Here is a 23,173-nt window from a genome sequence, read left to right on the forward strand (position 1 = left end):
ATGAAGCAGGTGAAATTAAGGGCTTATTACTCCATATTCATGATAATCCGGCTGAAAATGTGTGCTATCTCCAGAAGGACGGTTTTGATGGGAGTATATTTACATAAGCTTTTGGTGTATTTTTGTGTAAAAAGTAATGAATTTTTACATATTTTTAATTCTACACAAATAAAGCTCGAGAAAAATATACCGATCTAGTATGTTTCGTAACGGTTCAGACAATGTTTAAATCTTTCTAATAGACTTATGCTTAAGACTCCAGACCTTCTGCTTATTTTTTTGAGACTTATGCTTAAGTTTTCCAACTTTACGCTTATGTTTTTAGTTTTTATGCTGATTCTGCTGATATGAATGCTTAACTTTCTGGGCATATGCTTATGCCACGGGGATTTTGCTTATTTCCCAGTTCTTATGCTTATTCCACACGGGATTATTGTCCGGGCGCCATAACAATTGAAGAAAATTACCCACTCTACAATTAAGGCTATGAATAATATAAGTAACTATAGCGAAAACAAGTAATAATTGAAATAATTTAGGTTTTCAGCGGAAAAGGCTGACTCCAAATGGAGTCAGCCTTTTCGTTGTATTATGCTTTTGCTGCCTGTTCTTTAAGTGTTTCTGCTTTATCCGTACGCTCCCATGGAAGATCTACATCAGTACGTCCAAAATGTCCGTAAGCAGCTGTCTGCTTATAGATCGGGCGGCGAAGGTTAAGCATGTTGATAATGCCGGCAGGACGAAGATCGAAGTTAGCGCGGACTAAATCCACTAGTACGTCTTCATTTACTGTTCCTGTGCCAAACGTGTCGACAGAAATGGATACCGGCTGTGCTACACCGATCGCATATGCAAGCTGAACTTCTACTTTGTCAGCAAGGCCTGCAGCTACCAGGTTTTTAGCAACATATCGTGCTGCATATGCTGCAGAACGGTCCACTTTTGTAGGATCCTTACCAGAGAATGCACCGCCGCCGTGACGAGCATATCCGCCGTAAGTATCTACGATAATTTTACGTCCTGTTAATCCAGCATCACCCTGCGGTCCACCGATAACAAAACGGCCAGTAGGGTTGATAAAGTATTTAGTTTCTTCATCAATTAGTTCTTTAGGAACAACTGGGTTAATTACGTACTCTTTAAGATTACGCTGAATCTGCTCAAGGGTGACTTCTGGATGGTGCTGAGTGGAAATAACAATTGTATCAATGCGGACCGGCTTGTCATTTTCATCATACTCAACAGTTACCTGTGTCTTTCCGTCCGGGCGAAGGTAAGGAAGAATCTCTTCTTTGCGTACTTCAGTAAGACGGCGGGCCAATTTATGGGCTAATGAAATTGGAAGAGGCATTAGCTCTTTTGTTTCGTTATTTGCAAAACCAAACATTAAGCCTTGATCCCCTGCTCCAATCGCTTCTATTTCCTCTTCAGTCATAGTGCCTTCACGGGCTTCAAGAGCCTGGTCAACACCCATCGCGATATCAGCTGACTGCTCATCAATAGAAGTTAAAACCGCACAAGTCTCTGAATCAAAGCCATATTTTGCACGTGTATACCCAATGTTAGCAATAGTTTCACGAACAATTTTTGGAATATCTACATAAGTAGAAGTTGTTATTTCTCCGGCTACAAGCACAAGACCAGTCGTAACAGATGTTTCACATGCTACGCGTGCATTTGCATCCTTCGCTAAAATAGCATCCAGAATGGAATCTGAGATTTGATCACAGATTTTATCCGGATGTCCTTCTGTAACTGACTCAGAAGTAAAAAGACGACGCTTTTTTGACATCCTATTTCCTCCTCATATAGATGGTGTTGCATTTGGCATAATCTAAACAGATTTCTGCCATAGCCTGTTTTTTTTGAGACGGAGCTCATTCCCTTAAGTAGTATTCCTTAAAAGATGCATATTTTATCCTGGCCCGGCAATATTCAGACTCATGGAGACTGGAAATTGCGGCTGTCACTGCGTATGTATAAGTGAGTGCCAAAAAGTTGTGCACTTTATTAAAAAGGAACTTTGTATAACACGTATTGCCCGATTTGGATCCATAATAGAAAAAAGTTGAATCGGTTTTTGCCTGGATAAAGAAATGTGTTATCCTCTATCCTTTTCAGACAAAAATAAAAACCTTCCTATTAATGAGGAAAGGTTTGTTTACGACAATCAGCCTTTCACTCTTATCGGTCAAGGGCATAAGCCTTGCATCAAGTTAGCACCTTTGCCTTAGAAAATGTCTCCATTTTCTTCGTTTGTTTTTATTCAAGATAAAAACCTGCAGGTTGCTGGGCTTCATTGGGCCTGTCCCTCCACCAGCTCGGGATAAGAGAATCCGTTCAAGGTAGAATCATACCGCATTTAATCGAAATATGTCAATTATTTTTACAAGGGTTTGACTAATTTTTTTCTAGCCCAAAATGGAAATATTTGAATGAATCCTGTTATTGTCCTAACTATTTAAAATGGACGAACATTACTTGCTTTTTTTCATCAAATTAATGCGCACTTTGAAGATTTTTTTATAAAATAATATATATTAATGTGGACTAATTAAGTGAATGTGTTATACTAATTAGCAACAAAACAAATATAAAAGGATGGTATCTCATATATGAATTCTGTTGGCGTTTCTAATGGACTTGAGGAATTGTTATCCGGACAAAATGTCCATATTCAACTATCTGTGCCCCAGCTAGTGGAAAAGGTGTTAAAGCGTGGAGAAGGCATTCTTACATCAACAGGTGCAGTCCGTGCAGAAACAGGAAAATATACGGGACGCTCACCTAAAGATAAATACACAGTGGACGAAGCAGCAACAAGAGATAAAATTGACTGGGGTTCGGTCAATCAGCCAATCTCTGAAGAAGTATTCAATAATTTATATAACAAAGTTGTAGACCATTTAAAAGCAAAGGATGAAATTTTTGTTTTTAAAGGCTATGCAGGCGCTGATAAAAGAAATCGGATGCCTATTCAGGTTATTAATGAATATGCCTGGCATAATCTGTTTGCCCATCAGCTGTTTATCCGGCCCGGGGAAGAAGAACTGTCAGAGCATCAAACAGAATTTACTATCATCTCAGCACCGGATTTTAAAGCCGATCCAGCCATTCACGGCACTAAATCTGAAACCTTCATTATGGTTTCTTTCGAACGCAGAACCATATTAATAGGCGGAACAGAATATGCCGGCGAAATGAAAAAATCTATTTTCTCTGTAATGAATTATTTGCTTCCAGAAGCCGGCATCCTTTCCATGCATTGCTCAGCAAATGTGGGCAAAGAAGGCGACGTTGCGCTTTTCTTCGGCCTGTCAGGCACAGGAAAAACCACCTTATCTGCCGATACAAACCGAAAGCTGATTGGTGATGATGAGCATGGCTGGTCATCAAGCGGCATTTTCAACATTGAAGGCGGCTGTTATGCAAAATGTATTAATCTTACCCGAGAGAAAGAGCCGCAGATTTTTGATGCCATCCGGTTTGGTTCCGTCCTTGAAAATGTAATGGTAGACTCAGATACCCGCATAGCGGACTATGACGACAATATGCTGACTGAAAATACAAGAGCTGCTTACCCGATTCAGGCTATCGATAATATTGTAACTCCAAGCATAGCCGGACATCCTAATACGATCATCTTTCTGACAGCAGATGCCTTTGGGGTCCTCCCTCCAATCAGCAGGCTGACAAAAGAACAGGCGATGTATCACTTTTTAAGCGGCTATACAAGTAAGCTGGCAGGTACTGAAAGAGGAATCACTTCCCCTCAGGCAACCTTTTCTACTTGCTTTGGTTCGCCTTTCCTGCCGCTTCCGGCTCAGCGCTATGCAGAAATGCTCGGACAAAAAATAGATGAGCATAATGCGAAAGTATTTCTCGTGAATACCGGCTGGACCGGAGGAGAGTATGGGGTAGGAAGCCGTATGAAGCTTGCCTATACACGTGCAATGGTTCAGGCTGCACTTGAAGGTGAACTGAACCATGTGGAAACAATTAAAGATGACATCTTCGGGCTCGAAGTACCTGCGCATGTTCCTGGTGTACCTGATGAAGTGCTGCAGCCAAGTCAAACCTGGTCTGATCAAAAAGCTTACGAGGAAAAAGCCCGTGATCTGGCTGAGAAATTCCGCCAAAATTTCAAGAAATTTTCCGGCATCTCTCATGATATCGCCGAATATGGCGGTCCAAGACTTTAAAATTAATGAATATAAAAACGGGCTGCTTTGCTGTGCAGCTCGTTTTTTGTAGGTACTTTTAGCCGATAGCGTCGATATTTATATCAACATATCAACTAGAGCCCCAGCTAAGAAGGCGTATCTTTTACCGTGAAGAGTACGCCAGCCGTTTTGATATATATATGGCGTTTATAATCCTCCGCAAAAAGCTGGAATCCCCGTAAATTTTTAAAGTGCCGTAAAATTTAATCTAGGCCTAGAAAACCTTTATTTTGCCCCTTAAATTTCTAAATCCCTTGTTAAATGGACAGGTCCCTCTATAAGCACATGCTGACGTCTTCATATGACGGGATTAAGGATAAAATTTACTCTAGAGAACCTAAAAGGGCTTGCTATTAATGGTTTATAGTCCGAGCAATGGTTCTTTGTATATTTGTCAGTAGATATTCTCACTAAACAATAGGATTCATCATCTATTTGAATAATTGTTATATAATACGCTCTGTCTTTGTTTGTAACAATAATAAATCCGAAATTGTTATATAAAAGCCTGCAGCCACTTTGTATGCTGCAGGCAGGAATCTTTAGTTAGTAGAATTCAACGAAACCAGCTCGTAAGTAATTACAGTTAGTTCTTTTTCCCATTCCAGCTTCTTAATAAGTGCTGTTCCGTTTGGCTCTCCCTCTTTGGTCTTCCTTACTTCAATAGGAATCTCCATTGGGTACAAACGGTAGCCTTCTTTTGTAATTCTAAAAACATTTTCATGTGCCCTGGTTTCACGGCCCTTGGTTACAATCATTGTATTCATTTCTAATGGCATACCCATACTAAGTCCCCCCTATCTTTACTCCTATCATATCATTTTTCTCCCATTCTTTTCATCCAGGCAGTTAAATCGGAAACAATCTTTCGATTCATCGCGGGCGGAAAATAATGAGTAAACCCTGAAAAGTACCACGTTTCCGCTTCCCGTCCTACTTCTCTCAGCCTTTTTTCAAGGCGGTAGGCGTGATCTATGGATACATTATGATCTTCTACCCCATGAATGATAAGAATGGGACAGCGAATATTTTCTACCTGATAAAGAGGAGTCCTCCTTTTATAACGTTCTGGATATTTTGTTGGTGTTCCCCCGATTACCCGCTTCATCATTCTTCTCAAGTCTGTTCGTTCAACATAAGTCAATGCCATATCTGTCACTCCTCCCCACACCGTCACGGAAGCTGTGCCAGGACATTCGATGGCTGCCAGGAGAGCCATCACCCCTCCTCTTGAAAAGCCAAAAATGTGTATCTTTGAGCTGGCTGTATTCGGCCACTCTTCAAGAACTTTATAGGCGTTTACTGCATCTTGTCTGTCTTCGCCGGCAAAATCCTCATCACCTTCACCGCCCTGATTTCCTCTATAGAAGGGAGCAAACACTACGAATCCTTCTGCAGCAAATTGAGCGATTCTGGCGGGCCTTACTTTCCCGACATTTTTGATGCCGCCTCTTAAATATAAAAAGCCATCATACGTTCCTTCTCCTTTTGGTTCTGCCAGAAGTCCCTTCACACGCAGTCCGTTCGACCAATATGTAATGAGGTACATATTGATTTCAGGATTAGGTGATGGGAAACGCTGTTTAGAATAAAGAGCTCCATCTAATTTTTGCATAATCCCCCTCCTTTCTAACAAATTCCACTTTTGAGAGTATCTATTCATTATCTTACCTAATAGCCATTTTAGCTTGCTTGTAATCAAAAAAAGGTTCTATAGGCAATCACACATTTTTTGAACTTTCATACGATAAGTTAAACATCGAGGCTTACTATTCCATTGTGCAAGGAGGATGACCATGAGAAAGTCATTAAAAGTCTGCTATAGTGTACTGCTTGCCCTGGTACTGATTATTCCGCTTGCAGCCTGCGGAAAAGAGGAAGTCCAAAAAATCCGCGTAGCAGAGGTTACCCGTTCCATTTTCTATGCTCCCCAATATGTAGCCATTGAAAAAGGGTTCTTTAAGGAGGAAGGACTAGAGATTGACTTAAAAACGACCCCGGGTGGAGATAAGACCATGACCGCCCTGCTTTCAAACGGGGCAGATGTGGCGCTAGTTGGGTCAGAAACATCGATTTATGTATCTGCACAGGGATCAAAGGATCCAGTTATTAACTTTGCGCAATTAACTCAAACAGATGGAACATTCCTCGTATCCCGCAACAAAGTGGATAATTTCAGCTGGGATCAGTTAAAAGGCAGTACATTCCTTGGCCAGCGGAAAGGCGGAATGCCGCAAATGGCAGGAGAGTTTGTCTTAAAAAAGAACGGAATCGATCCTCATAATGATTTAACATTAATCCAGAACATTGATTATGCTAATATTGCAACAGCATTCGCTTCAGGAACAGGCGATTATGTCCAGCTGTTCGAACCCACAGCCAGCGTATTTGAAAAAGAAGGCAAAGGCCATATTATTGCTTCATTTGGCACGGAATCCGGCCATATTCCATATACAACATTTATGGCCAAAGAAAGCTTCTTAAAAGACAAACAGGATACAGCTGAAAAATTCACAAGAGCCGTCTACAAAGCCCAAAAATGGGTGTATGAGCATAGTGCGGAAGAAACTGCGAAAGCAATTCAATCCTTTTTCCCTGATACAGATTTAGAGCTCATTGAAACTGTTGTGGACCGCTACAAAAAACAGGAATCTTTTGCAAAAAATCCAATCCTGGATAAAGAGGAATGGAACAATTTGCAGAACATTATGGAGGATGCTGGCGAGCTTCCAAAAAGAATAAGCCATGACAGTTTGGTAAATACCGAAATCGCCCAACAGGTTACTAAGAAATGAGGAGGCTTTTTCCATGAGCTTTCTTAGGATACAAAATATCAGCCATACCTATTTTACAAAAAAGAGCGCTAAAACGGCATTAAGCAGCATCTCCCTGGACATTGAGGAAGGCAGCTTCATTTCCTTCCTAGGTCCAAGCGGATGTGGAAAAACAACATTACTGTCAATCATATCGGGTCTGCTTAATCCGAGCTCAGGGCAGGTACTTGTTGAAGGCAGGCCCATTCAGGAGGCAGAAGAGCCTCTAATCGGATACATGCTCCAGCAGGATTACCTGTTTCCCTGGAAAACCATTGAAGAAAATATTCTTCTCGGTTTGCGGATATTGAATAAAAGTAATGAAATATCAAGAAAAAAAACGTTTCGTCTGCTTAAGGAAATAGGGCTTGAGGGAACGGAAAACCAATATCCCAAACAGCTGTCCGGCGGAATGAAGCAGCGGGTAGCACTTGTTAGAACTCTTGCGGCAGATCCGAAATTACTATTGCTTGATGAGCCATTTTCAGCTTTAGACTTTCAAACCAAGTTAAGGCTAGAAGATCTAGTTTCAGCAACGCTTAAATCTTTTGGAAAAACAGCTATCCTGGTGACTCATGATATAGGGGAAGCCATAGCCATGAGTGACACGATCTGCTTGTTTTCCTCCAATCCGGGACAAATTTACAAACAGATTTCTGTTCCTGAACAGTTACGAAACCTTACACCTTTTGAGGCACGAGCCCATCCAGAATATGCTTCATTATTTCAAACCGTATGGAAGGAGCTTGAAAATCTTGAAAAGTAAATCCACTCATATTGAACAGCTCCATAAACAATATATCGAGTCCCTTATACGGGAAAAACGGATTGTCCGAACATATCAGCTCTTTATTTTCGCTTTCTTTTTTTCTGTATGGGAGCTGTCAAGCAGGCTGGAATGGGTTGACCCTTTAATCTTTAGTTCTCCTTCCAAAATTATTGAGCTGCTCCTTACCAAAATTCAGGATGGCTCTATTTTTACCCACATAGGGTACACGGTTTTTGAAACCATTCTTGGCTTTATTCTCGGCACTCTAAGCGGAACACTGCTTGCGGCTATTTTGTGGTGGTCGCCGCTTGTTTCCAAGGTTCTTGACCCATACCTGGTTATACTAAATGCAATGCCAAAGGTTGCCCTTGGGCCGATTCTTATTGTTGCACTTGGCCCTGGATTTACATCCATAATCGCAATGGGCGCCATTATCTCTGTGATTATCACAACCATTGTGGTATATACTTCATTCAGAGAGGTAGACCCGAATTATATGAAGGTGCTCCAGACCTTTGGAGCCTCCAGGTTTGTCTGCTTCAAAGAAGCCATCCTTCCCGCCTGTTTTCCAACCATCATTTCCACTTTAAAAGTAAATGTCGGCCTTTCCTGGGTGGGAGTAATAGTTGGAGAATTTCTAGTCTCACAACAGGGACTTGGTTATTTAATCATCTATGGCTTTCAGGTATTTAATTTCAGCCTTGTGTTAATGTCGCTTCTCATAATCGCCGTCTTTGCCACTATTATGTATCAGCTGGTTGAGTACTTAGAGAGAAAAATGATCAAAAGCTCCAACCAATAAAGGAGAACCAATCAGGTTCTCCTTTCACCTATTAAGACCTCTTCTCTCAATAAGATCCAGACAAATTTCAATTACTCTGTCCTTCATAATGAAGCTGAACCGATCGTCCTCGATTAGATTCACCGGGAGATCTTCAGCAAGCAGCGGACCGTCTGTTTCTAAATAGTGATCCCTGGTTTCAAGAGACTTCAGCTTTGTGAAAAAAATGGATTTATAGAATCGATTATCGGCACACTCCACACAATAGGAACCAAGATAATAAAGCGATCCTGCTGCTCCCCCTGTTTCCTCATACACTTCTCTCACAGCTGCATCTCTTATAGATTCCAGATCCTCTACTTTTCCACCTGGGAACTCCAACCCCCTGACTCGATGCCTAGTTAATACCCATTTGTTCTTGTATGAACAGATAACTAGAACATGCCTGGATTTCGATAAGAAATCCTCATCATCTTCAAAGTAAGAGACGATACATCCATTCTGGTCTAAAAATCTTTCCATGGTGATTTACCTAATCCTTTATAAAATGCTGTTTATGAAAATATCATATCAAATTAGCATTTGTTCTGACAAAAGGATACGTATAAAACGATGCTTAACTATTAAGGATCCCCATACTTTGTATGTGATTTTTTGTTTCTGTATCACCAAGAGTATAAATCATGTGATACACTTCTTTTAATGTATCATCATAATGATCATTGGATTTATCCTCATGATATTCTAAAAACGGAAGATGCGCTCTCCAGAAGGTCATCCAATCTTCAGAAGCGTTCATATCAAAGTATTCTCTAAGCTTTCTAATTTCGTCTTGTGCTGCCTCAATCTTAAAATTCCATTCTGATGCTTCTCGGTCCTGAGAGATTTGCCCTGTTGCGACCGTTATGTAATAGGTCTTTTTTTCTTCTTTCAAGAAAAACCGCCCTTTCTATATTTCTTTTGACTTAGTTTATCTGGACTTAATTCGTTCCATACACTCATTATCCAGGAATCAAAAGATTCAGCACACAGAGTCCTTTTTCCTAAAACAAAAGGAAATTTATTTCGGTAAATGGGCAAAATTAGATTAAACAAAATATAAAAGGGTAATAAAAAATAAGCGACATATCATAATTGATCCTAACGAATAATATAGAAGCAGTAGAGGATAGTCAAAATATCACCTTTAAGAGGTTCCGCCAATGGATAAATTTTAACTGCAAGGGGTGAAAGAAAAAATGAAGTTAATCGAAGAATTGTATGAGCTGTATAAGACGAAGCTGACCGGAAATGATGAGGACATCGACATGCTTGCCTTTGCCGTACTCGAGCAGTTAAGCCGAGAAGAGATATTGGGATTAATCCATGATATGGATAATCAGGAACTGATTAATTTAATGGGACTTTATATTATAGAAAGCCTGAAGGGCAAATTTGCTCAGGAAAATTTCGAAAAGCATCTGCCCTACCCATCCCGAAATGTACATTAATACATATTATCCCATGCAGCCTTAAAGGATCCCCTTTGAGGCTTTTTTATCTGTAGTGCTTTCCGGGTTTTGCAACACCCTTTGGTGTCTGTTTTAAATGACAGGTTATGTATCAAAAATCATCCCATTAACGCACTTGTCATTATGTTAAAATAAAGAAAACATGACAATGTATAACAAAAAGGTGGTGACTGCTATGACAATCATTCTGATTATTTCCATTATAATCGTTTTAGTTGTACTCTTATTAGCTGTATTAACTACGTCGAAGGCCTATACAGTAAAACATACGGTAGATCCGATTGAGAATAACCCCAATGTACTAAAAGATGAGAACTCGACAGTTGATGATGACCCGGCAGATCATTAATTTTTTAACTGCTGAAATGTTTAGCAATATTAAGAACCAGGAATTACAGAATATAGTTGCGCTATTATTTGAATTAATTGAGCTGTTTTTTGAAAAAAATTGAGCCATGCTCGAAAAATAACCTGAGCGAAACGAAATACCGCGCTTTATTCCTATATTCGTGCCAAAATACATTTATTTATGACGCTCAGAGCTGAATTGCGTTTACACAGATACTGGCTTTTTCCACTGGCAGGCAGACTTTAAATCCAACAAAACAAATCCCGCATAGACGAACTTTCCTAAATAAAATGGGACTGGCCTTTAAAAGCCAATCCCATTTTATTAGGCAAATACCTGGTGAAGTTCTTCTTTGCTGTGTGTAAGCCAAAACTTCATGAGTTTTTTGGCTCCTTCAAGGTCATGGAGCTTTGCCTGGCCGCATTGTTTTTCTGTTGCAGCAGGTACTTCAGTTACTTCAATAGCATCCTTCATCGTTTCTTCAAGTACATCAATGATTTCGGATACAGTTGGTTCTCCGCTTACAACTAGATAAAAACCAGTCTGGCAGCCCATAGGTGAAATATCGATAATATCGAAGTGGCTGTATTTTTCTGTGTATTTACGGATATTAATCGCCAATAAGTGCTCCAATGTATGAATGGAATCAGGCTTCATTGCTTGCTTATTTGGCTGGCAGAATCTAATATCATATTTATTAACGACACCGTCACTTCCTACCTTATGGACGCCGCAGTGGCGGACATAAGGGGCTTTGACAGCGTGATGGTCGAGTTCAAAGCTTTCTACTGAAGGCATATAATCACTCCTTTGTAAGTCTAAAATCTATTTTACTACTTTTCATGAAGTTTTTCATCTATTTCATTCGAAAATTCAACAAAACCTACCGGAATTATAGAGATTAGGTTCAAGCTTCTATCCTGCAAAGAAATGAAGGTATTTTTATGATACAAAAGCTGCTGTTAGGCGCCATACGTTTTTACCAAATTGCCATATCTCCAATAAAGCCTCCTTCGTGCAGGTTTTATCCAACCTGCTCTCACTACGGTATTGAAGCTGTCCAGAGATTTGGCGCAATAAAAGGGGGATATTTGACTTTGATCCGCATTTTAAAATGCAATCCCCTGCATCCAGGAGGCTTCGATCCGGTTCCAGAATCTAAAGAAAAAAGAAGGTACTCTAAATAACTCGTAATTACAATTAAAAAACAGAAGATTGTGAGATGGATATAATTCCTGCCTAAAAATAGCTGTACGAATAAACAACTTTTCCAGTAAATATACTTGATATATTTTTGTTTTTTCGATAATATAATTTAGAGTAATTCGGAATCATTTCGAATTATTTTTTTCTTAACACTAAATCGGAATCAGTCCGACTTATTAATCTGTGGAGGATCATAAATTGAAACTAAAGTTTATTTTAACCATTATTACAGCGGTCCTGTTAACAGCAGGCTGTTCACAAGCTAAAGAGCCTAATTCAGAAAAAGTAGAAGGGGAAGACAAGATTAATATATATTCCACGGTTTATCCACTGGAATACTTTGCAAATAGCATCGGCGGAAAGTATGTGAAGGTCTCAACCGTTTATCCGCCCGGTACTGACGAACATACTTACGAACCTTCTCAAAAAGATATTATTAAGATGACAGAAGCTGACCTTTTCTTATATATTGGACACGGTCTAGAGGGATTTGTGGATAAAGCAGATGATATTTTCAAAAGTGAAAATGTTGAAATGACAGCAGTTGGAGAAAAAATAGATATTCCAGCGGTGAAGGAAGAAGAACAGCATGAAGAGGACCACCATCACCATGCGGATGTTGATCCGCATATTTGGATCGATCCTGAACTCGCTAAACAAATGGCTTTAGTGGTAAAAGATGAGCTTGTTAATAAAAAACCAGAAAAGAAAGAGTACTTTGAGAAAAATTATACAGAGCTTTCTGCAAAACTTGATCAATTAGACTCCCGTTTTAGAGCAGCAGTCAAAGAAGCAGACCGTAAAGAAATAATCGTTTCTCATGCTGCTTATGGATATTGGGAAAATCGTTATGGAATTGAACAAATAAGTATTTCAGGCTTGTCTTCCAGTGAACCTTCGCAAAAGCAGCTGAAACAGGTCGTACAAACAGCAAAAGAACATCAGATAAAATATGTGTTCTTTGAACAAAATGTAAGCTCTAAACTCACCGAGACCATTCAAAAAGAAGTAGGAGCTGCACCTTTGAAGTTTCATAATTTGTCTGTATTGACTGAGAATGATATTAAAGGTAAGGAAGACTATTTTAGTCTGATGAATAAAAATATCGCAGCCCTAAAAACTGCCTTAACCAAATAATTGGACAGTATAGACCTTGTCATCCAGGCAAGGTTTTTTATATGAGCGCCATTAAAGCGCTTTCTCGAGAGGTCCCTATACCCATTTCTGTTTTAATGCTTGAAGCTCATCATCAGCCAGTCTTGTGATCGTTTTTATTACATATTCAGGCAACCCCCTTAATAGCAAAATTTCAGCAATTAGATATGGCTTTTTATTAATTTTCATAAATCCCCCTGCCTTTTATTTATTGATTACTCTTATTATAATCAATTTAACAGCAAAGAGAAAATCGGCAAAAGCCCATTTTCAGAAAATTTATTTTATTTCACCCCTTGTTTTATAGACTTCTTTATGATTAGCTATGGCTAATAATCTTCTTTCATTAATTCCAAAACCTATCCCGCTTTTTTCAGGTACAGCTATCCAGCCGTTTACAACTTTAACTTCGGGATCAATAATATCTTCCTCCCAATATCTTGATGATGATGAAATGTCACCAGCTATTGTGAAGCCTGGAAGTGATGCAAGTGCTATATTATGAGCTCTAGAAACACCAAACTCGACCATCCCTCCGCACCACACCGGTATGTTTTGGCTGTAGCAGAGGTCATGTATTTTTTTAGCTTGAATCCATCCCCCTACCCTGCTCATCTTGATATTTATGATTCTACAGCTGCCCATTAAGAGAGCTCCCTTTGCATCCTGAAAGGAATGTATACTTTCATCAAGGCAAAGGGGCGTTTTTATTTTTTCCTGAAGCAATGAATGCTCTGCGATGTCATCGTGAGCAAGCGGCTGTTCGAGCATTAATAACCGAAACTCATCAAGTGTTTTCAGATGATTGATGTCATCGAGTGTGTAGTCAGAATTGGCGTCTGCCATAAGAGGCAGATCCGGGAAATACCTCCTTATGTCCCGCAGGAGCTCCGTATCATTCGTTCTGCTGATTTTTATCTTATACCGTTGATACCCTTCTGTATGAAGATCTTCAATCTGCTGTATAGCCCTTCTGCTTGAGGAGCCTGTGACTACAGCTCCTGAAGGAATTCTTTTTGCGGTTCCTCCAAATAGCTTGGAAAGAGATACTCCCTGTTGTTTTGCGTACAAATCCCATACTGCCTGCTCTAATCCGGACTTAGCCATGTTATTTCTTCTAAAGCGTTTAAAAATAAACTCTAATTCTTTCGGATTCGAAATTTCGCATTCAAATAAAGCCGGAATTAAAAAGTCCTTCAACATGTGCTGAGCCGTTACAAGCGTTTCCTCGGTATACCACGGACTTGCAAAAGCCGTCACTTCCCCATAGCCTTTAAATCCGTCGCTATCTGCGGCTTCAACAATGATTGCAGCTCTTTCTGTCACCGTTTCAAGGTGAGTGATAAAAGGTTCGTTTAAAGGGGCAGAAATAATATATAAGGATATCTGCTTAATCTTCATCTGTCTGCTGCTCCTCTTCTAATAATTTACGCAATTCTCTCCTTAGCAGCTTGTTTGAGCCATTCCGGGGCAGTTCTGGAACAAAAAGAACCCTTTTAGGAGTTTTATAAGAAGCCAGGAACATTTGGCAAAACTCTATCATGTCTGCTTCTGTCACAGAGTTTTCATGAGTTAATACTACAAAAGCATAAGGAACCTGTCCCCATTTAGAGTCAGGAAAGCCGGTAACTCCTGCTTCAAATACATAAGGGTGACGGGATAAAACGCCTTCAATTTCAGCCGGATAAATATTCTCTCCTCCTGAAATAATTAAATCTGACCTTCTGTCCAGTACAAATAAAAATCCCTCTTCATCGAGGTACCCTATGTCCCCAGTATAAAACCAGCCATTCTGGAGCGCCTTTTTCGTCTCCCGGGTCCGATTGTAATATCCTTTCGTAACATTAGGACCTTTTACTACGATTTCACCTGCTTGATTAGCCGGAGCCTTTTTTCCGTCTAATTCAATATATATTTCGGAAGGAAACAGAGGCTTGCCTGCTGATCCAAGCTTATCCATGCTGTATTCAGGGGACAGGGTAACGATTTGAGAGGAAGTTTCCGTCATTCCATATGTCTGATAAACCGGAATATTTTTAACCTTGCAATCATCCAGAAGAGATTTTGGGGCAGGCCCGCCGCCAAGAAGCATGCATCGAAAGGCGTTAGGATATTCTTGACTCCCAAGTTCGGAAAGCATCCGGTTAAGCATAGCTGTTACAACAGAGATGATCGTTATTCCCTTATTCATAATATCATCATTTACTTTTTTTTCGTTAAACGAGTCATGCAGGACTATACGTATTCCATAAATAACGCTCCTCATTAAAATCGACAGACCGCTTATATGGAAGATAGGCACTGTACAGAGCCATGTATCCTTTTCATGTAATCCAAGATTCAAAACAGACCCGATTGCACTCCACCAATGGTTGCCGAATGTCTGTAAAACTCCTTTTGGTTTTCCTGTTGTACCAGAGGTATACATGATTGTCGCTGTCTCCTCTAGGTCAAACTCATCTAATATAGGGGCTTCCGGCCAGTCACTTTCCTTAAAGTCCTCTTTTAGATAAGCAATGAGTCTATTCTTTTTCAAAAATTGCACCTGGTCTTTAAATTTTTGCTCGCTGATCAGAAAGGAGGCATCAGAGTCATCCAGCTGAAATTTTAATTCATTTTCAGTCATCCGGGAGTTTAGCAGCACAACTCTGGCACCTAAATAAAACAGAGCGTGCAGGATAAAAATTGAATCAGGATGATTTCCAGCAAGGAGACCCACCGTGTCTCCTTTTTTGATTCCCTTTTTGTACAAGGCAGACGCCCAGGTGTTTGCACGACTATGCAAGTCTAAAAACGAATAACTGTGGTCATTAAATTCCAATGCAATTCGATCGGGTGTCAGCTCAGACCGTTTCTTTAGCCAATTCGGCACACATTCAGCGTGTATCATCATTGATCATTCCTTTTGCTAGACTAAACTTACCTATATAAAAACAGCCTGACGAGTATCGTCAAGCTGCATAAAAACATTAAGGGAAACGAGGGAATTGGCCAAAATCCGGCTTCCGTTTTTCTTTAAAAGCATCTCTGCCTTCTTTTGCTTCATCTGTTGTGTAATACAGCAGTGTGGCATCTCCTGCAAATTGCTGAATACCAGCTAATCCATCTGTATCCGCATTAAAAGCAGCTTTTAAGAAACGAATAGCAGTTGGACTTTTTTCCAGAATTTCTTCACACCATTGGACTGTTTCATCTTCAAGCTGTTCCAGTGGCACTACCGTGTTTACTAATCCCATATCAAGTGCTTCCTGGGCGTTATATTGACGGCATAAGAACCAGATTTCTCTCGCCTTCTTATGGCCTACTATACGTGCTAGATAACCAGACCCATATCCTGCATCAAAACTGCCTACCTTTGGACCAGTTTGTCCGAAAACAGCATTATCTGCTGCGATGGTTAAATCACAGACGATATGCAGAACATGGCCTCCGCCTATTGCGTAGCCTGCAACCATTGCAATAACCGGCTTAGGAATTACGCGTATTAAGCGCTGAAGATCTAAAACATTAAGGCGTGGAATCTGATCTTCACCCACATACCCTCCATGGCCGCGAACCTTCTGGTCACCGCCTGAACAGAATGCTTTTCCGCCTTCTCCTGCCAATATAATAACGCCAATATTTGCATCATCTCTTGCGTATGCAAAAGCATCAATCAGTTCCATTACTGTTCTTGGTGTAAAAGCATTATGTACTTCCGGACGGTTAATGGAGATTTTCGCAATTCCATTATACGTTTGATACAGAATTTCTTCATATTTACGTTCTGAGATCCATTCTCTTGCCATTGTTTAACCCCTCTCATATTGTTGCCGGTTTAAAACCGAGCGATTAATTCTCGAAAATAAGCCTTTTTTATCCGCCTGGAAGGATACGAATTTCAACCCTTCCGATTAGCTAAAAAGTCACTTACTATTTTACCAAACTTTTCTGGTTGTTCCACATGAACTGCATGACCTGCATTTTCTATTATGACCCATTCACTTGCTGTCAGCAATTCATTCATCTCTTTTGCTATTGTACAGAATTTCTTATCGAGGGAGCCAGTCAAAAGCAATACTGGAAAATTAAGGTTTTCCATGCTTTCCCATAGTGAAGGCTGCGCACCTGTCCCCATCCCTCTTAAACTATTTGACAGCCCCGGCTGCGAGTTATTCAGCCTTTGTTTTTCTATTAATTCTTGTGTCTCTTTTGATAAGAGAAGCTGCTGAGATTGAAATAAAGGAATTTGGCCCCAATAGTCTATGAAAGCCTTCACGCCCTTTTCCTCAATAAAGCCGGCAAGGTTCCAGTCAGACTGCCTTCTGTCCCTGCGCTCCTGTTCAGTTTTCAGACCAGGGGAAGAGCTCTCCAGGATTAATGCATTAATGCGTTCTGGATATGCAGCAGCAAAGGACAATGCCAGCCGGCCTCCCATTGAATAGCCCAATACAACTGCAAGGTCAATATTCAGTATATCAAGTATCTGTTTAAGATCCTCTACCACTCTGCTCATACTATATCTAGATACGTCCGCTGGGGAATCTGTTTGGCCATGCCCGATTATATCTATGGCAATTAACTGAAGATTCTCAGGCAAAAATTGGGAAGGATTTTCCCAATTGGCCGATGACCCGGTAAAACCATGGAGCAATACAAGCGGGTCACCCTGGCCTCGGATGTCCACATTGTACTCAATATCACAGCAAAGTATTTTCATCACTTTTCCTCGTTAAGCAGGCTATTAATTTCCCGGGAAACATCTTTCCACAAATCTCGATGTTTTTGGACATTAGACTTTCTTGCTGTTTTCACTTCGATAACTTTTAATCCATCTTTAGTGAAGGAAGAGGTAAAAGCATCTGAAAACTCGTCCCAATTTTTGGGGGCAGAATAATTCGCGCCATATAATTGGGCTGCATGCTGAAAGTCAAGTCCATGCGGTGTGCCGAATAGAGCTTCATAATGTTTTTCATCATTAGATTGAGGAAGAAAAGAAAAAATCCCGCCCCCATCGTTGTTCAATACCACAATAGTTAAATTCAGCTCTAGAAGTTTTGCGGCAAGCAAGCCATTCATGTCATGGAAAAAACTTAAATCTCCAATGACTAAAACTGCCTTTTTAACAACAGCACTTACACCAAGAGCTGTTGAAACAACGCCATCAATTCCATTAGCGCCCCTATTGCAAAACAGCCGGACTTTCTTAGGGGAAGAATGGAAAAAGGTATCGAGATCTCTCACAGGCATGCTGTTTCCTACAAAAAGGCTCGACCCATCAGGCATTAAGTCGTTTAGCAGCGCAAAGAGCTTTCCTTCATCCAGCTCTTGCCTATCACGAATTCTGCTTAAGCCTTCTTTCGTATAGTCTCTGACTCTTTTCCAGTACTCCATCCAGGCACCGTCAGAGGATTTGCGGATCCTATTTGCTATATTACGGCAAAAGACGGTTTCATCACAATAAATCATAGCCGCTGCTGTTCCGGTTGGTTCTCTCCAGCCTGCCCCGCCGTCTATCACCAATACCTCTGAGTTTTTTTGCTCTTTTAAGAAGATTGTGAGTGCTTTAGAGACAGGCATGGCACCAAATCTGAGGATAAGATCAGGCTTGAGGTTCTCTTTAACTTCCTCATATCGAAGGAACGTATCGTAAGTATCAATTATCATTTCCGAAGAAACGCTGCCGCTTCTTAATTGAGAGAGTGGATCTGCTAAAATCGGAAAACCAATTTTCTCACTTAAAGAAATTACAGCAGAATTAAATTCCTCCGAGTCTGTCCCGCCGCAGATAATTAATCCCTTCTCAGCATGGGCAATTCGTTCAGCATAAAGTTTAAAGACGTCTTCTGGGAGACTAGGGACAGATTGCTCGACTATTATGCTGGGTCCCGGGTCTACTCCAAACCACTTCGGTTCATTCAAATAAGGTATCAGGGGCTCCCGAAATGGAAAATTCAGATGTACAGGGCCTGCTGGTGCCGATACAGCCGTTGCAGCTGCCCGTGCACAAATCGTTCTCGCATACCGGATGCTTTCTTCGGTGCTTTCAGGAAGTGCCATTTCTACAAACCATTTGGCATGTTTTCCGTATAAATGAATCTGGTCAATCGCTTGAGGAGCGCCGACATCTCTCAGTTCATGGGGTCTGTCTGCTGTCATGACTAGCAGCGGAATCCTTGAATTAAACGCCTCCACTATAGCAGGGAAATAGTTAGCCGCAGCTGTTCCCGATGTACATAGAAGGCCCACAGGACTTTTAGAAGCTTTGGCAAGTCCCAGCGCAAAAAATCCTGCTGATCTCTCATCTATGTTCATATGAACCTGAATATGGGGATGTTCCATAAGCATGTAGGCAAGCGGGGTCGAGCGGGAACCCGGACTCACAACCACATGCTTAATTTGTACTTTTGCAAGCTCATCTACAAAAGCACCTGTATAGGCGGTTAAAGCTTCACGATGTTGCATGGAGATTTCCTCCTAAAGCACTTAGCATAGGCTTAAATTTAATAGCAGTTTCAATATATTCGCTTTGCGGCTCAGAATCTTCTACTATTCCGCATCCCGCAAAAAGGGATGCTTCGTTCCCCTGAACGAGTGCTGATCGGATCGCAACGGCAAATTCCCCATTGCCTTGTCCATCCGCCCACCCAATCGGTGAAGCATAAAAGCCGCGTTCCAGCAATTCTAATTCTCTAATTCTTTCAACGGCTTTTTCTTTCGGCAGACCACCCATTGCAGGTGTCGGATGAAGTTTTTCAACACAGTCAAAAATGGAAACTCCTGAACGGCTCTCACCTGCAACCGGAGTATATAGATGCTGAATATGCCGTGTCTTCATAAGCTGGGGTGCATCAGGCACCATTACTATGCCGCAGATGGTTTCCATTGCATGTTTAATCATGGAAACCACATATTGGTGTTCAATGAGATTTTTTTGGTCATGCAGAAGAGTCTCACCGAGCACATTGTCTTCTTCTGTTGTTTTCCCCCTGGCAATAGACCCTGCAAGACAGGCAGATGACAAACTGGTTCCATTCTTTTGTACCAGCTGTTCTGGAGAAGCTCCAATGAAAAAATCACTTCCAGATTCTAAGCAGAAAATAAAGCTTGCAGGCTGCTCTAGCATCAATCTGTTCAGGACTATTTCCGAAGAGATAGCTGATTGAAATTTCAATCGTGTTTCCCGAGCCAAAACTAATTTATCCAGATCGGTTGTTCTTATTTCATTTATTGCAGTTTGTACGATTTCCTTCCACTGTTCCGGAAAAACTTCCAGTTGTTCCATTAACACATTTTGATCTGCGGGCAGATTCTTAAAGTGCTGTGCCTTCGCTATGAGGGCGTCTATTTCTTTACCTGCTTCTGTCAACATTGATAAATCATCACTGTCAATCAAAGCATTAACTGTTAGATAAGCCTGTCCATTTATAATAGAAAGTAAATACTTAGGTATATAAAATAAATGATCTCCGAATTGATCCCATAACATAGAGTTACTTTTCGCGGAATCAAAAGAAAAACCGCCAAATAATAAGGGGCCTGTCCCTGGGATATCTTGATCTTTTATAACAAATGCATGTTCAATTAAATTTTCCCATTGTTTTTCTATTTCTTTATATCGATTCTGATTAAGAGAACTTTGAAAAACATCAATCTTGCCAACGCCGGCAAGTATCGTTGCCTTCTTCGGGTCCTGCCAGAAAAATCTATCTCCGTTATAATTTTCTTTTCCTGATTGATAGAACGAAAGGGGGTCCAGCATGCCGATTTTCGTAACTTCACTGAATAAAACACTGCTATTCTTTTCTTTAGCTGCAACCCTTGCGTTATGAAAGTTTTCCATGATGTTCAATTTGTTGGCAGTAATCAAAATTTATCCCCCCTTCTGTTTCTGCAATACCTTGTAAACCTATTTAAAGATACACCTCATGCCAGTTCTATGTCAATAATTCCAGCCGCTTGCAGCCTGCTTAAACCTCTTGTTTTCCTTATTATATATTCCAATAATCACAGTCCGTATTTTTCCTGTATTTGGGTGGTCCTGTCCGAAAAAATACGTTGACACTGCCCCTTCCTTTTTCTACACTTAGTTTGTATGAAGAAAAGCGGAAAGCGGTGCCGTCCTTAAAAAACACCTATTTTTAGCCGCATGAAGCAGTTTTTTTGAGGAAGGCAGAGACCCGATAAAGAAGACTTGCTGATTGGCAAGCGAATGCGAAGACAAAAGTTTAATCGCACTTATGCAATAGCCAAGCATAAGCCGAGATTTTGGGAGGTTTTTCTCCCTGAAGGATCCTCGGCTTATGACTCGAGGGTCTCAGCTGGAGCTGGACATAATATAGTATACCTATTGTATCCTTTCTAACAGGAAAACAAGCATTTGGTAAATTCCGTTTTAAACGGTTATTTATCGGTAGAGGAGAATAGAAAATGCATACACATTTAGACACACAGCCCACCCCGCTTGTGAAAAATAAAAAAGACAACTGGAGAGTCTGGTGGCAGTTAACAAGGCCTCATACACTAACAGCCGGATTTGTTCCCGTTCTAGTTGGAACCGCCCTTGCTTTAAATGATGAAGCAAGTTTTCATCTGCCCGTTTTCATTTGCATGATGATCGCTACATTATTCATCCAGATGGCGACAAATATGTTTAATGAATATTATGATTTTAAACGGGGTTTAGATAATGAAAATTCGATTGGTATAGGCGGTGCTATTGTCCGGGAAGGCATATCACCGCAAACGGTGCTGAATATTGCTTTATCCTTATATGGCCTATCCATTCTGCTCGGGGTTTATATCTGCATCGTATCCAGCTGGTGGCTGGCGTTAATCGGGCTTGTCTGCATGGCGGTCGGATACCTTTATACAGGCGGTCCGTTTCCGATTGCCTACACTCCGTTTGGTGAACTCTTTGCAGGTTTGTTCATGGGGATTTTCATTATCTTGATTTCCTTCTACATTCAGGCCGGTTATGTTACCTCAGATGCAGTCTTAATATCCATCCCAGTCGCATTGCTGGTCGGAGCCATTAATCTTGCTAACAATATCCGGGATCTGGATGGAGACAAGAAGAACGGCCGAAAAACACTGGCTATTTTATGCGGCCGGAAAAATGCTGTAATTGTGCTTGGCAGCATGATGGCTGTTTCTTATTTATGGATCATTTTATTAATTTCAAGCGGTCTGGCTTCACCTTGGCTATTAATTGTTTTCCTCAGTATTCCTAAAGCAATTAAGGCAACGAAAGGTTTCATCGGTAAAACACAGCCTCTTCAAATGATGCCGGCTATGAAAGCCACTGCACAAACCAATACCATTTTTGGCTTTCTGCTCTCTATTGGATTGTTCATCAGTTATTTCATGTAAGAAAACCTGCCTCCCTGGAGGCAGGCTTTTTTTTCTTTAGCTTCCAATATCTGTTCAAAGTTTTTTCTATAAATATAAAGGGTATGTAAGGATATAGACGAAACAAGATGATTCTCGGTTTCGAGTCCATATAAATCTGAACAAGATAAGGGAAGTGACTAATATGCTAGACCAAAAACAAACACATCATTTAAAAGAAGAACTTCTTGCTTTAAGAGAGGACCTGCAAAAGCAGGTTGAAATGCAATCCCCTGGAGATGAAAGTCTAACCGATTCCGTCGGAGAAGTTTCAAGTTACGATAATCATCCTGCGGATCTAGGGACCGAGCTGTTTGAAAAAGTAAAGGACATAGCATTAGTGGATCATAATTCAAATGAGTTAGAAAAAGTTAATGAAGCTCTTCAAGCAATCGAGGAAGGTTCTTATGGGAAATGTATCGAATGTGGAAATGACATTCCTTATGAAAGACTAGAAGCCCTTCCATTCACTCTATATTGCCTCGACCATGCTTCCACTCAGAACGTGTCTTCAGACCGCCCGGCAGAGGAGGATGTACTTGAGCCGTCTCATAAAGATTCCTTCCAGAGGCTCCGAGACAATCATATCATTAATGATGATATAGACAGCTTTGAAGAAGTAGCCCGATACGGGACCTCAGAAACTCCTGCCGATTATTTTGGCAAAATGGATGACTACAATAGTATGGACGAAGATAAAGAGGATTCCGACGGATTCACCGAAGACTATGAAAGCTTCGCAGCTACTGATATTAAAGGAGAAAATACACAGGTTTTCTCTTCTAAAAAGAATAATGAATTCGAACAAACTTTGGACGAGCAGGGAATCGAATCTAATATTGGAGATATTCCTTACCATGAAAGAGATAGTTATCTAGAGGACAAAGCTGGTAATATAGATAAGTCCAAAAAAGACTAATATGTATGGACGGCTTCGGATGAAGCTGTCCTTTTTTATGTTAAACTCGGTCACTCCAAAGTTTGCAGGCAAAGAAAA

General features: G+C 40.6%; 24 protein-coding genes and 1 riboswitch. Of the genes, 10 read left to right on the top strand and 14 right to left on the bottom strand.

Going from position 1 to position 23,173, the window contains the following annotated elements; all coding sequences use genetic code 11:
* Window positions 1–589: 589 nt before the first annotated feature.
* The gene (gene metK / locus JOC77_RS11510) at window positions 590–1,792 is read right to left on the bottom strand and encodes a methionine adenosyltransferase (protein ID WP_204543380.1); all 1,203 of its coding nucleotides are present in this window, start codon (window positions 1,790–1,792) and stop codon (window positions 590–592) included.
* Window positions 1,793–2,181: 389 nt separating this feature from the next.
* Window positions 2,182–2,333, bottom strand: a riboswitch (SAM riboswitch).
* Between the two features lie 282 nt (window positions 2,334–2,615).
* Between metK and pckA the strand changes: the two genes are divergently transcribed.
* Complete coding sequence (pckA, locus tag JOC77_RS11515) at window positions 2,616–4,202, top strand: phosphoenolpyruvate carboxykinase (ATP) (RefSeq protein WP_204543382.1); 1,587 nt, start codon at window positions 2,616–2,618, stop codon at window positions 4,200–4,202.
* A gap of 563 nt (window positions 4,203–4,765) precedes the next feature.
* Here pckA and JOC77_RS11520 read toward each other — a convergent pair.
* A complete protein-coding gene (locus tag JOC77_RS11520) occupies window positions 4,766–5,008 on the bottom strand; it encodes a DUF2584 domain-containing protein (protein ID WP_204543384.1) in 243 nt (80 codons plus the stop codon).
* Between the two features lie 32 nt (window positions 5,009–5,040).
* Window positions 5,041–5,838: an alpha/beta hydrolase family protein gene (locus JOC77_RS11525; RefSeq protein WP_204543391.1), complete on the bottom strand. Its 798-nt coding sequence runs from the start codon at window positions 5,836–5,838 to the stop codon at window positions 5,041–5,043.
* A 181-nt stretch (window positions 5,839–6,019) separates the two neighbouring features.
* Here JOC77_RS11525 and JOC77_RS11530 point away from each other — a divergent pair, with 181 nt between their 5' ends.
* Genes JOC77_RS11530 through JOC77_RS11540 form a run of 3 tightly spaced genes read left to right on the top strand, consistent with a single transcriptional unit; the run spans window position 6,020 to window position 8,607 of the window.
* Window positions 6,020–7,018: an ABC transporter substrate-binding protein gene (locus JOC77_RS11530; RefSeq protein ID WP_204543393.1), complete on the top strand. Its 999-nt coding sequence runs from the start codon at window positions 6,020–6,022 to the stop codon at window positions 7,016–7,018.
* Between the two features lie 13 nt (window positions 7,019–7,031).
* A complete protein-coding gene (locus tag JOC77_RS11535; RefSeq protein WP_204543395.1) occupies window positions 7,032–7,802 on the top strand; it encodes an ABC transporter ATP-binding protein in 771 nt (256 codons plus the stop codon).
* Window positions 7,792–8,607, top strand: a complete 816-nt coding sequence (locus JOC77_RS11540) for an ABC transporter permease (protein WP_239558720.1) — start codon at window positions 7,792–7,794, stop codon at window positions 8,605–8,607. The genes JOC77_RS11535 and JOC77_RS11540 overlap by 11 nt, the downstream gene beginning before the upstream one ends.
* Window positions 8,608–8,631: 24 nt before the next feature.
* Here the strand turns inward: JOC77_RS11540 and ytkD are convergent, their stop codons facing one another.
* Window positions 8,632–9,108, bottom strand: a complete 477-nt coding sequence (gene ytkD / locus JOC77_RS11545) for an RNA deprotection pyrophosphohydrolase (RefSeq protein ID WP_204543399.1) — start codon at window positions 9,106–9,108, stop codon at window positions 8,632–8,634.
* Between the two features lie 94 nt (window positions 9,109–9,202).
* Window positions 9,203–9,520 (bottom strand): hydrolase, encoded by a 318-nt coding sequence (locus JOC77_RS11550; protein WP_204543401.1) that lies wholly within the window; start codon window positions 9,518–9,520, stop codon window positions 9,203–9,205.
* A gap of 304 nt (window positions 9,521–9,824) precedes the next feature.
* On the opposite strand from JOC77_RS11550, the gene JOC77_RS11555 reads away from it, so the two are divergent.
* The gene (locus JOC77_RS11555) at window positions 9,825–10,076 is read left to right on the top strand and encodes a DUF6154 family protein (protein WP_204543403.1); all 252 of its coding nucleotides are present in this window, start codon (window positions 9,825–9,827) and stop codon (window positions 10,074–10,076) included.
* A 196-nt stretch (window positions 10,077–10,272) separates the two neighbouring features.
* Window positions 10,273–10,446, top strand: coding sequence for a YtzI protein (ytzI, locus tag JOC77_RS11560; RefSeq protein ID WP_204543405.1), 174 nt, complete (start codon window positions 10,273–10,275; stop codon window positions 10,444–10,446).
* Between the two features lie 324 nt (window positions 10,447–10,770).
* On the opposite strand, the gene JOC77_RS11565 is transcribed toward ytzI, so the two are convergent.
* A complete protein-coding gene (locus tag JOC77_RS11565; protein ID WP_204543407.1) occupies window positions 10,771–11,244 on the bottom strand; it encodes an S-ribosylhomocysteine lyase in 474 nt (157 codons plus the stop codon).
* A gap of 146 nt (window positions 11,245–11,390) precedes the next feature.
* Between JOC77_RS11565 and yidD the strand changes: the two genes are divergently transcribed.
* Window positions 11,391–11,633 carry a membrane protein insertion efficiency factor YidD gene (gene yidD / locus JOC77_RS11570; RefSeq protein ID WP_204543409.1) on the top strand — a complete coding sequence of 81 codons (243 nt, stop codon included), beginning with the start codon at window positions 11,391–11,393 and terminating at the stop codon, window positions 11,631–11,633.
* Between the two features lie 217 nt (window positions 11,634–11,850).
* Window positions 11,851–12,789, top strand: coding sequence for a metal ABC transporter solute-binding protein, Zn/Mn family (locus JOC77_RS11575; protein ID WP_204543418.1), 939 nt, complete (start codon window positions 11,851–11,853; stop codon window positions 12,787–12,789).
* A 75-nt stretch (window positions 12,790–12,864) separates the two neighbouring features.
* Here JOC77_RS11575 and JOC77_RS21595 read toward each other — a convergent pair whose 3' ends face one another.
* From JOC77_RS21595 to JOC77_RS21600, 8 genes are all read right to left on the bottom strand, one after another.
* Complete coding sequence (locus JOC77_RS21595) at window positions 12,865–12,996, bottom strand: hypothetical protein (RefSeq protein WP_275585072.1); 132 nt, start codon at window positions 12,994–12,996, stop codon at window positions 12,865–12,867.
* A 90-nt stretch (window positions 12,997–13,086) separates the two neighbouring features.
* Window positions 13,087–14,208 (bottom strand): o-succinylbenzoate synthase, encoded by a 1,122-nt coding sequence (gene menC / locus JOC77_RS11580; protein WP_204543420.1) that lies wholly within the window; start codon window positions 14,206–14,208, stop codon window positions 13,087–13,089.
* Window positions 14,198–15,700, bottom strand: coding sequence for an o-succinylbenzoate--CoA ligase (locus tag JOC77_RS11585; protein ID WP_239558721.1), 1,503 nt, complete (start codon window positions 15,698–15,700; stop codon window positions 14,198–14,200). The genes menC and JOC77_RS11585 overlap by 11 nt, the downstream gene beginning before the upstream one ends.
* A 76-nt stretch (window positions 15,701–15,776) precedes the next feature.
* Window positions 15,777–16,595, bottom strand: a complete 819-nt coding sequence (gene menB, locus JOC77_RS11590; RefSeq protein WP_204543422.1) for a 1,4-dihydroxy-2-naphthoyl-CoA synthase — start codon at window positions 16,593–16,595, stop codon at window positions 15,777–15,779.
* A gap of 92 nt (window positions 16,596–16,687) precedes the next feature.
* A complete protein-coding gene (gene menH / locus JOC77_RS11595; RefSeq protein WP_204543424.1) occupies window positions 16,688–17,506 on the bottom strand; it encodes a 2-succinyl-6-hydroxy-2,4-cyclohexadiene-1-carboxylate synthase in 819 nt (272 codons plus the stop codon).
* The gene (gene menD / locus JOC77_RS11600; protein ID WP_204543426.1) at window positions 17,506–19,251 is read right to left on the bottom strand and encodes a 2-succinyl-5-enolpyruvyl-6-hydroxy-3-cyclohexene-1-carboxylic-acid synthase; all 1,746 of its coding nucleotides are present in this window, start codon (window positions 19,249–19,251) and stop codon (window positions 17,506–17,508) included. Before menD ends, menH begins: the two co-directional genes overlap by 1 nt.
* A complete protein-coding gene (locus tag JOC77_RS11605; protein ID WP_239558722.1) occupies window positions 19,238–20,656 on the bottom strand; it encodes an isochorismate synthase in 1,419 nt (472 codons plus the stop codon). The genes menD and JOC77_RS11605 overlap by 14 nt, the downstream gene beginning before the upstream one ends.
* Window positions 20,657–20,728: 72 nt before the next feature.
* Window positions 20,729–20,851, bottom strand: coding sequence for a hypothetical protein (locus tag JOC77_RS21600; RefSeq protein ID WP_275585073.1), 123 nt, complete (start codon window positions 20,849–20,851; stop codon window positions 20,729–20,731).
* A gap of 365 nt (window positions 20,852–21,216) precedes the next feature.
* Here JOC77_RS21600 and JOC77_RS11610 point away from each other — a divergent pair, with 365 nt between their 5' ends.
* Complete coding sequence (locus JOC77_RS11610; protein ID WP_204543428.1) at window positions 21,217–22,158, top strand: 1,4-dihydroxy-2-naphthoate polyprenyltransferase; 942 nt, start codon at window positions 21,217–21,219, stop codon at window positions 22,156–22,158.
* A 163-nt stretch (window positions 22,159–22,321) separates the two neighbouring features.
* Window positions 22,322–23,095, top strand: coding sequence for a TraR/DksA C4-type zinc finger protein (locus JOC77_RS11615; RefSeq protein WP_204543430.1), 774 nt, complete (start codon window positions 22,322–22,324; stop codon window positions 23,093–23,095).
* Window positions 23,096–23,173: the final 78 nt, after the last annotated feature.

Origin of the sequence: Peribacillus deserti, from assembly GCF_016909175.1 — a bacterium.
In the GTDB taxonomy this organism is placed as follows: domain Bacteria; phylum Bacillota; class Bacilli; order Bacillales; family DSM-1321; genus Paraperibacillus; species Paraperibacillus deserti.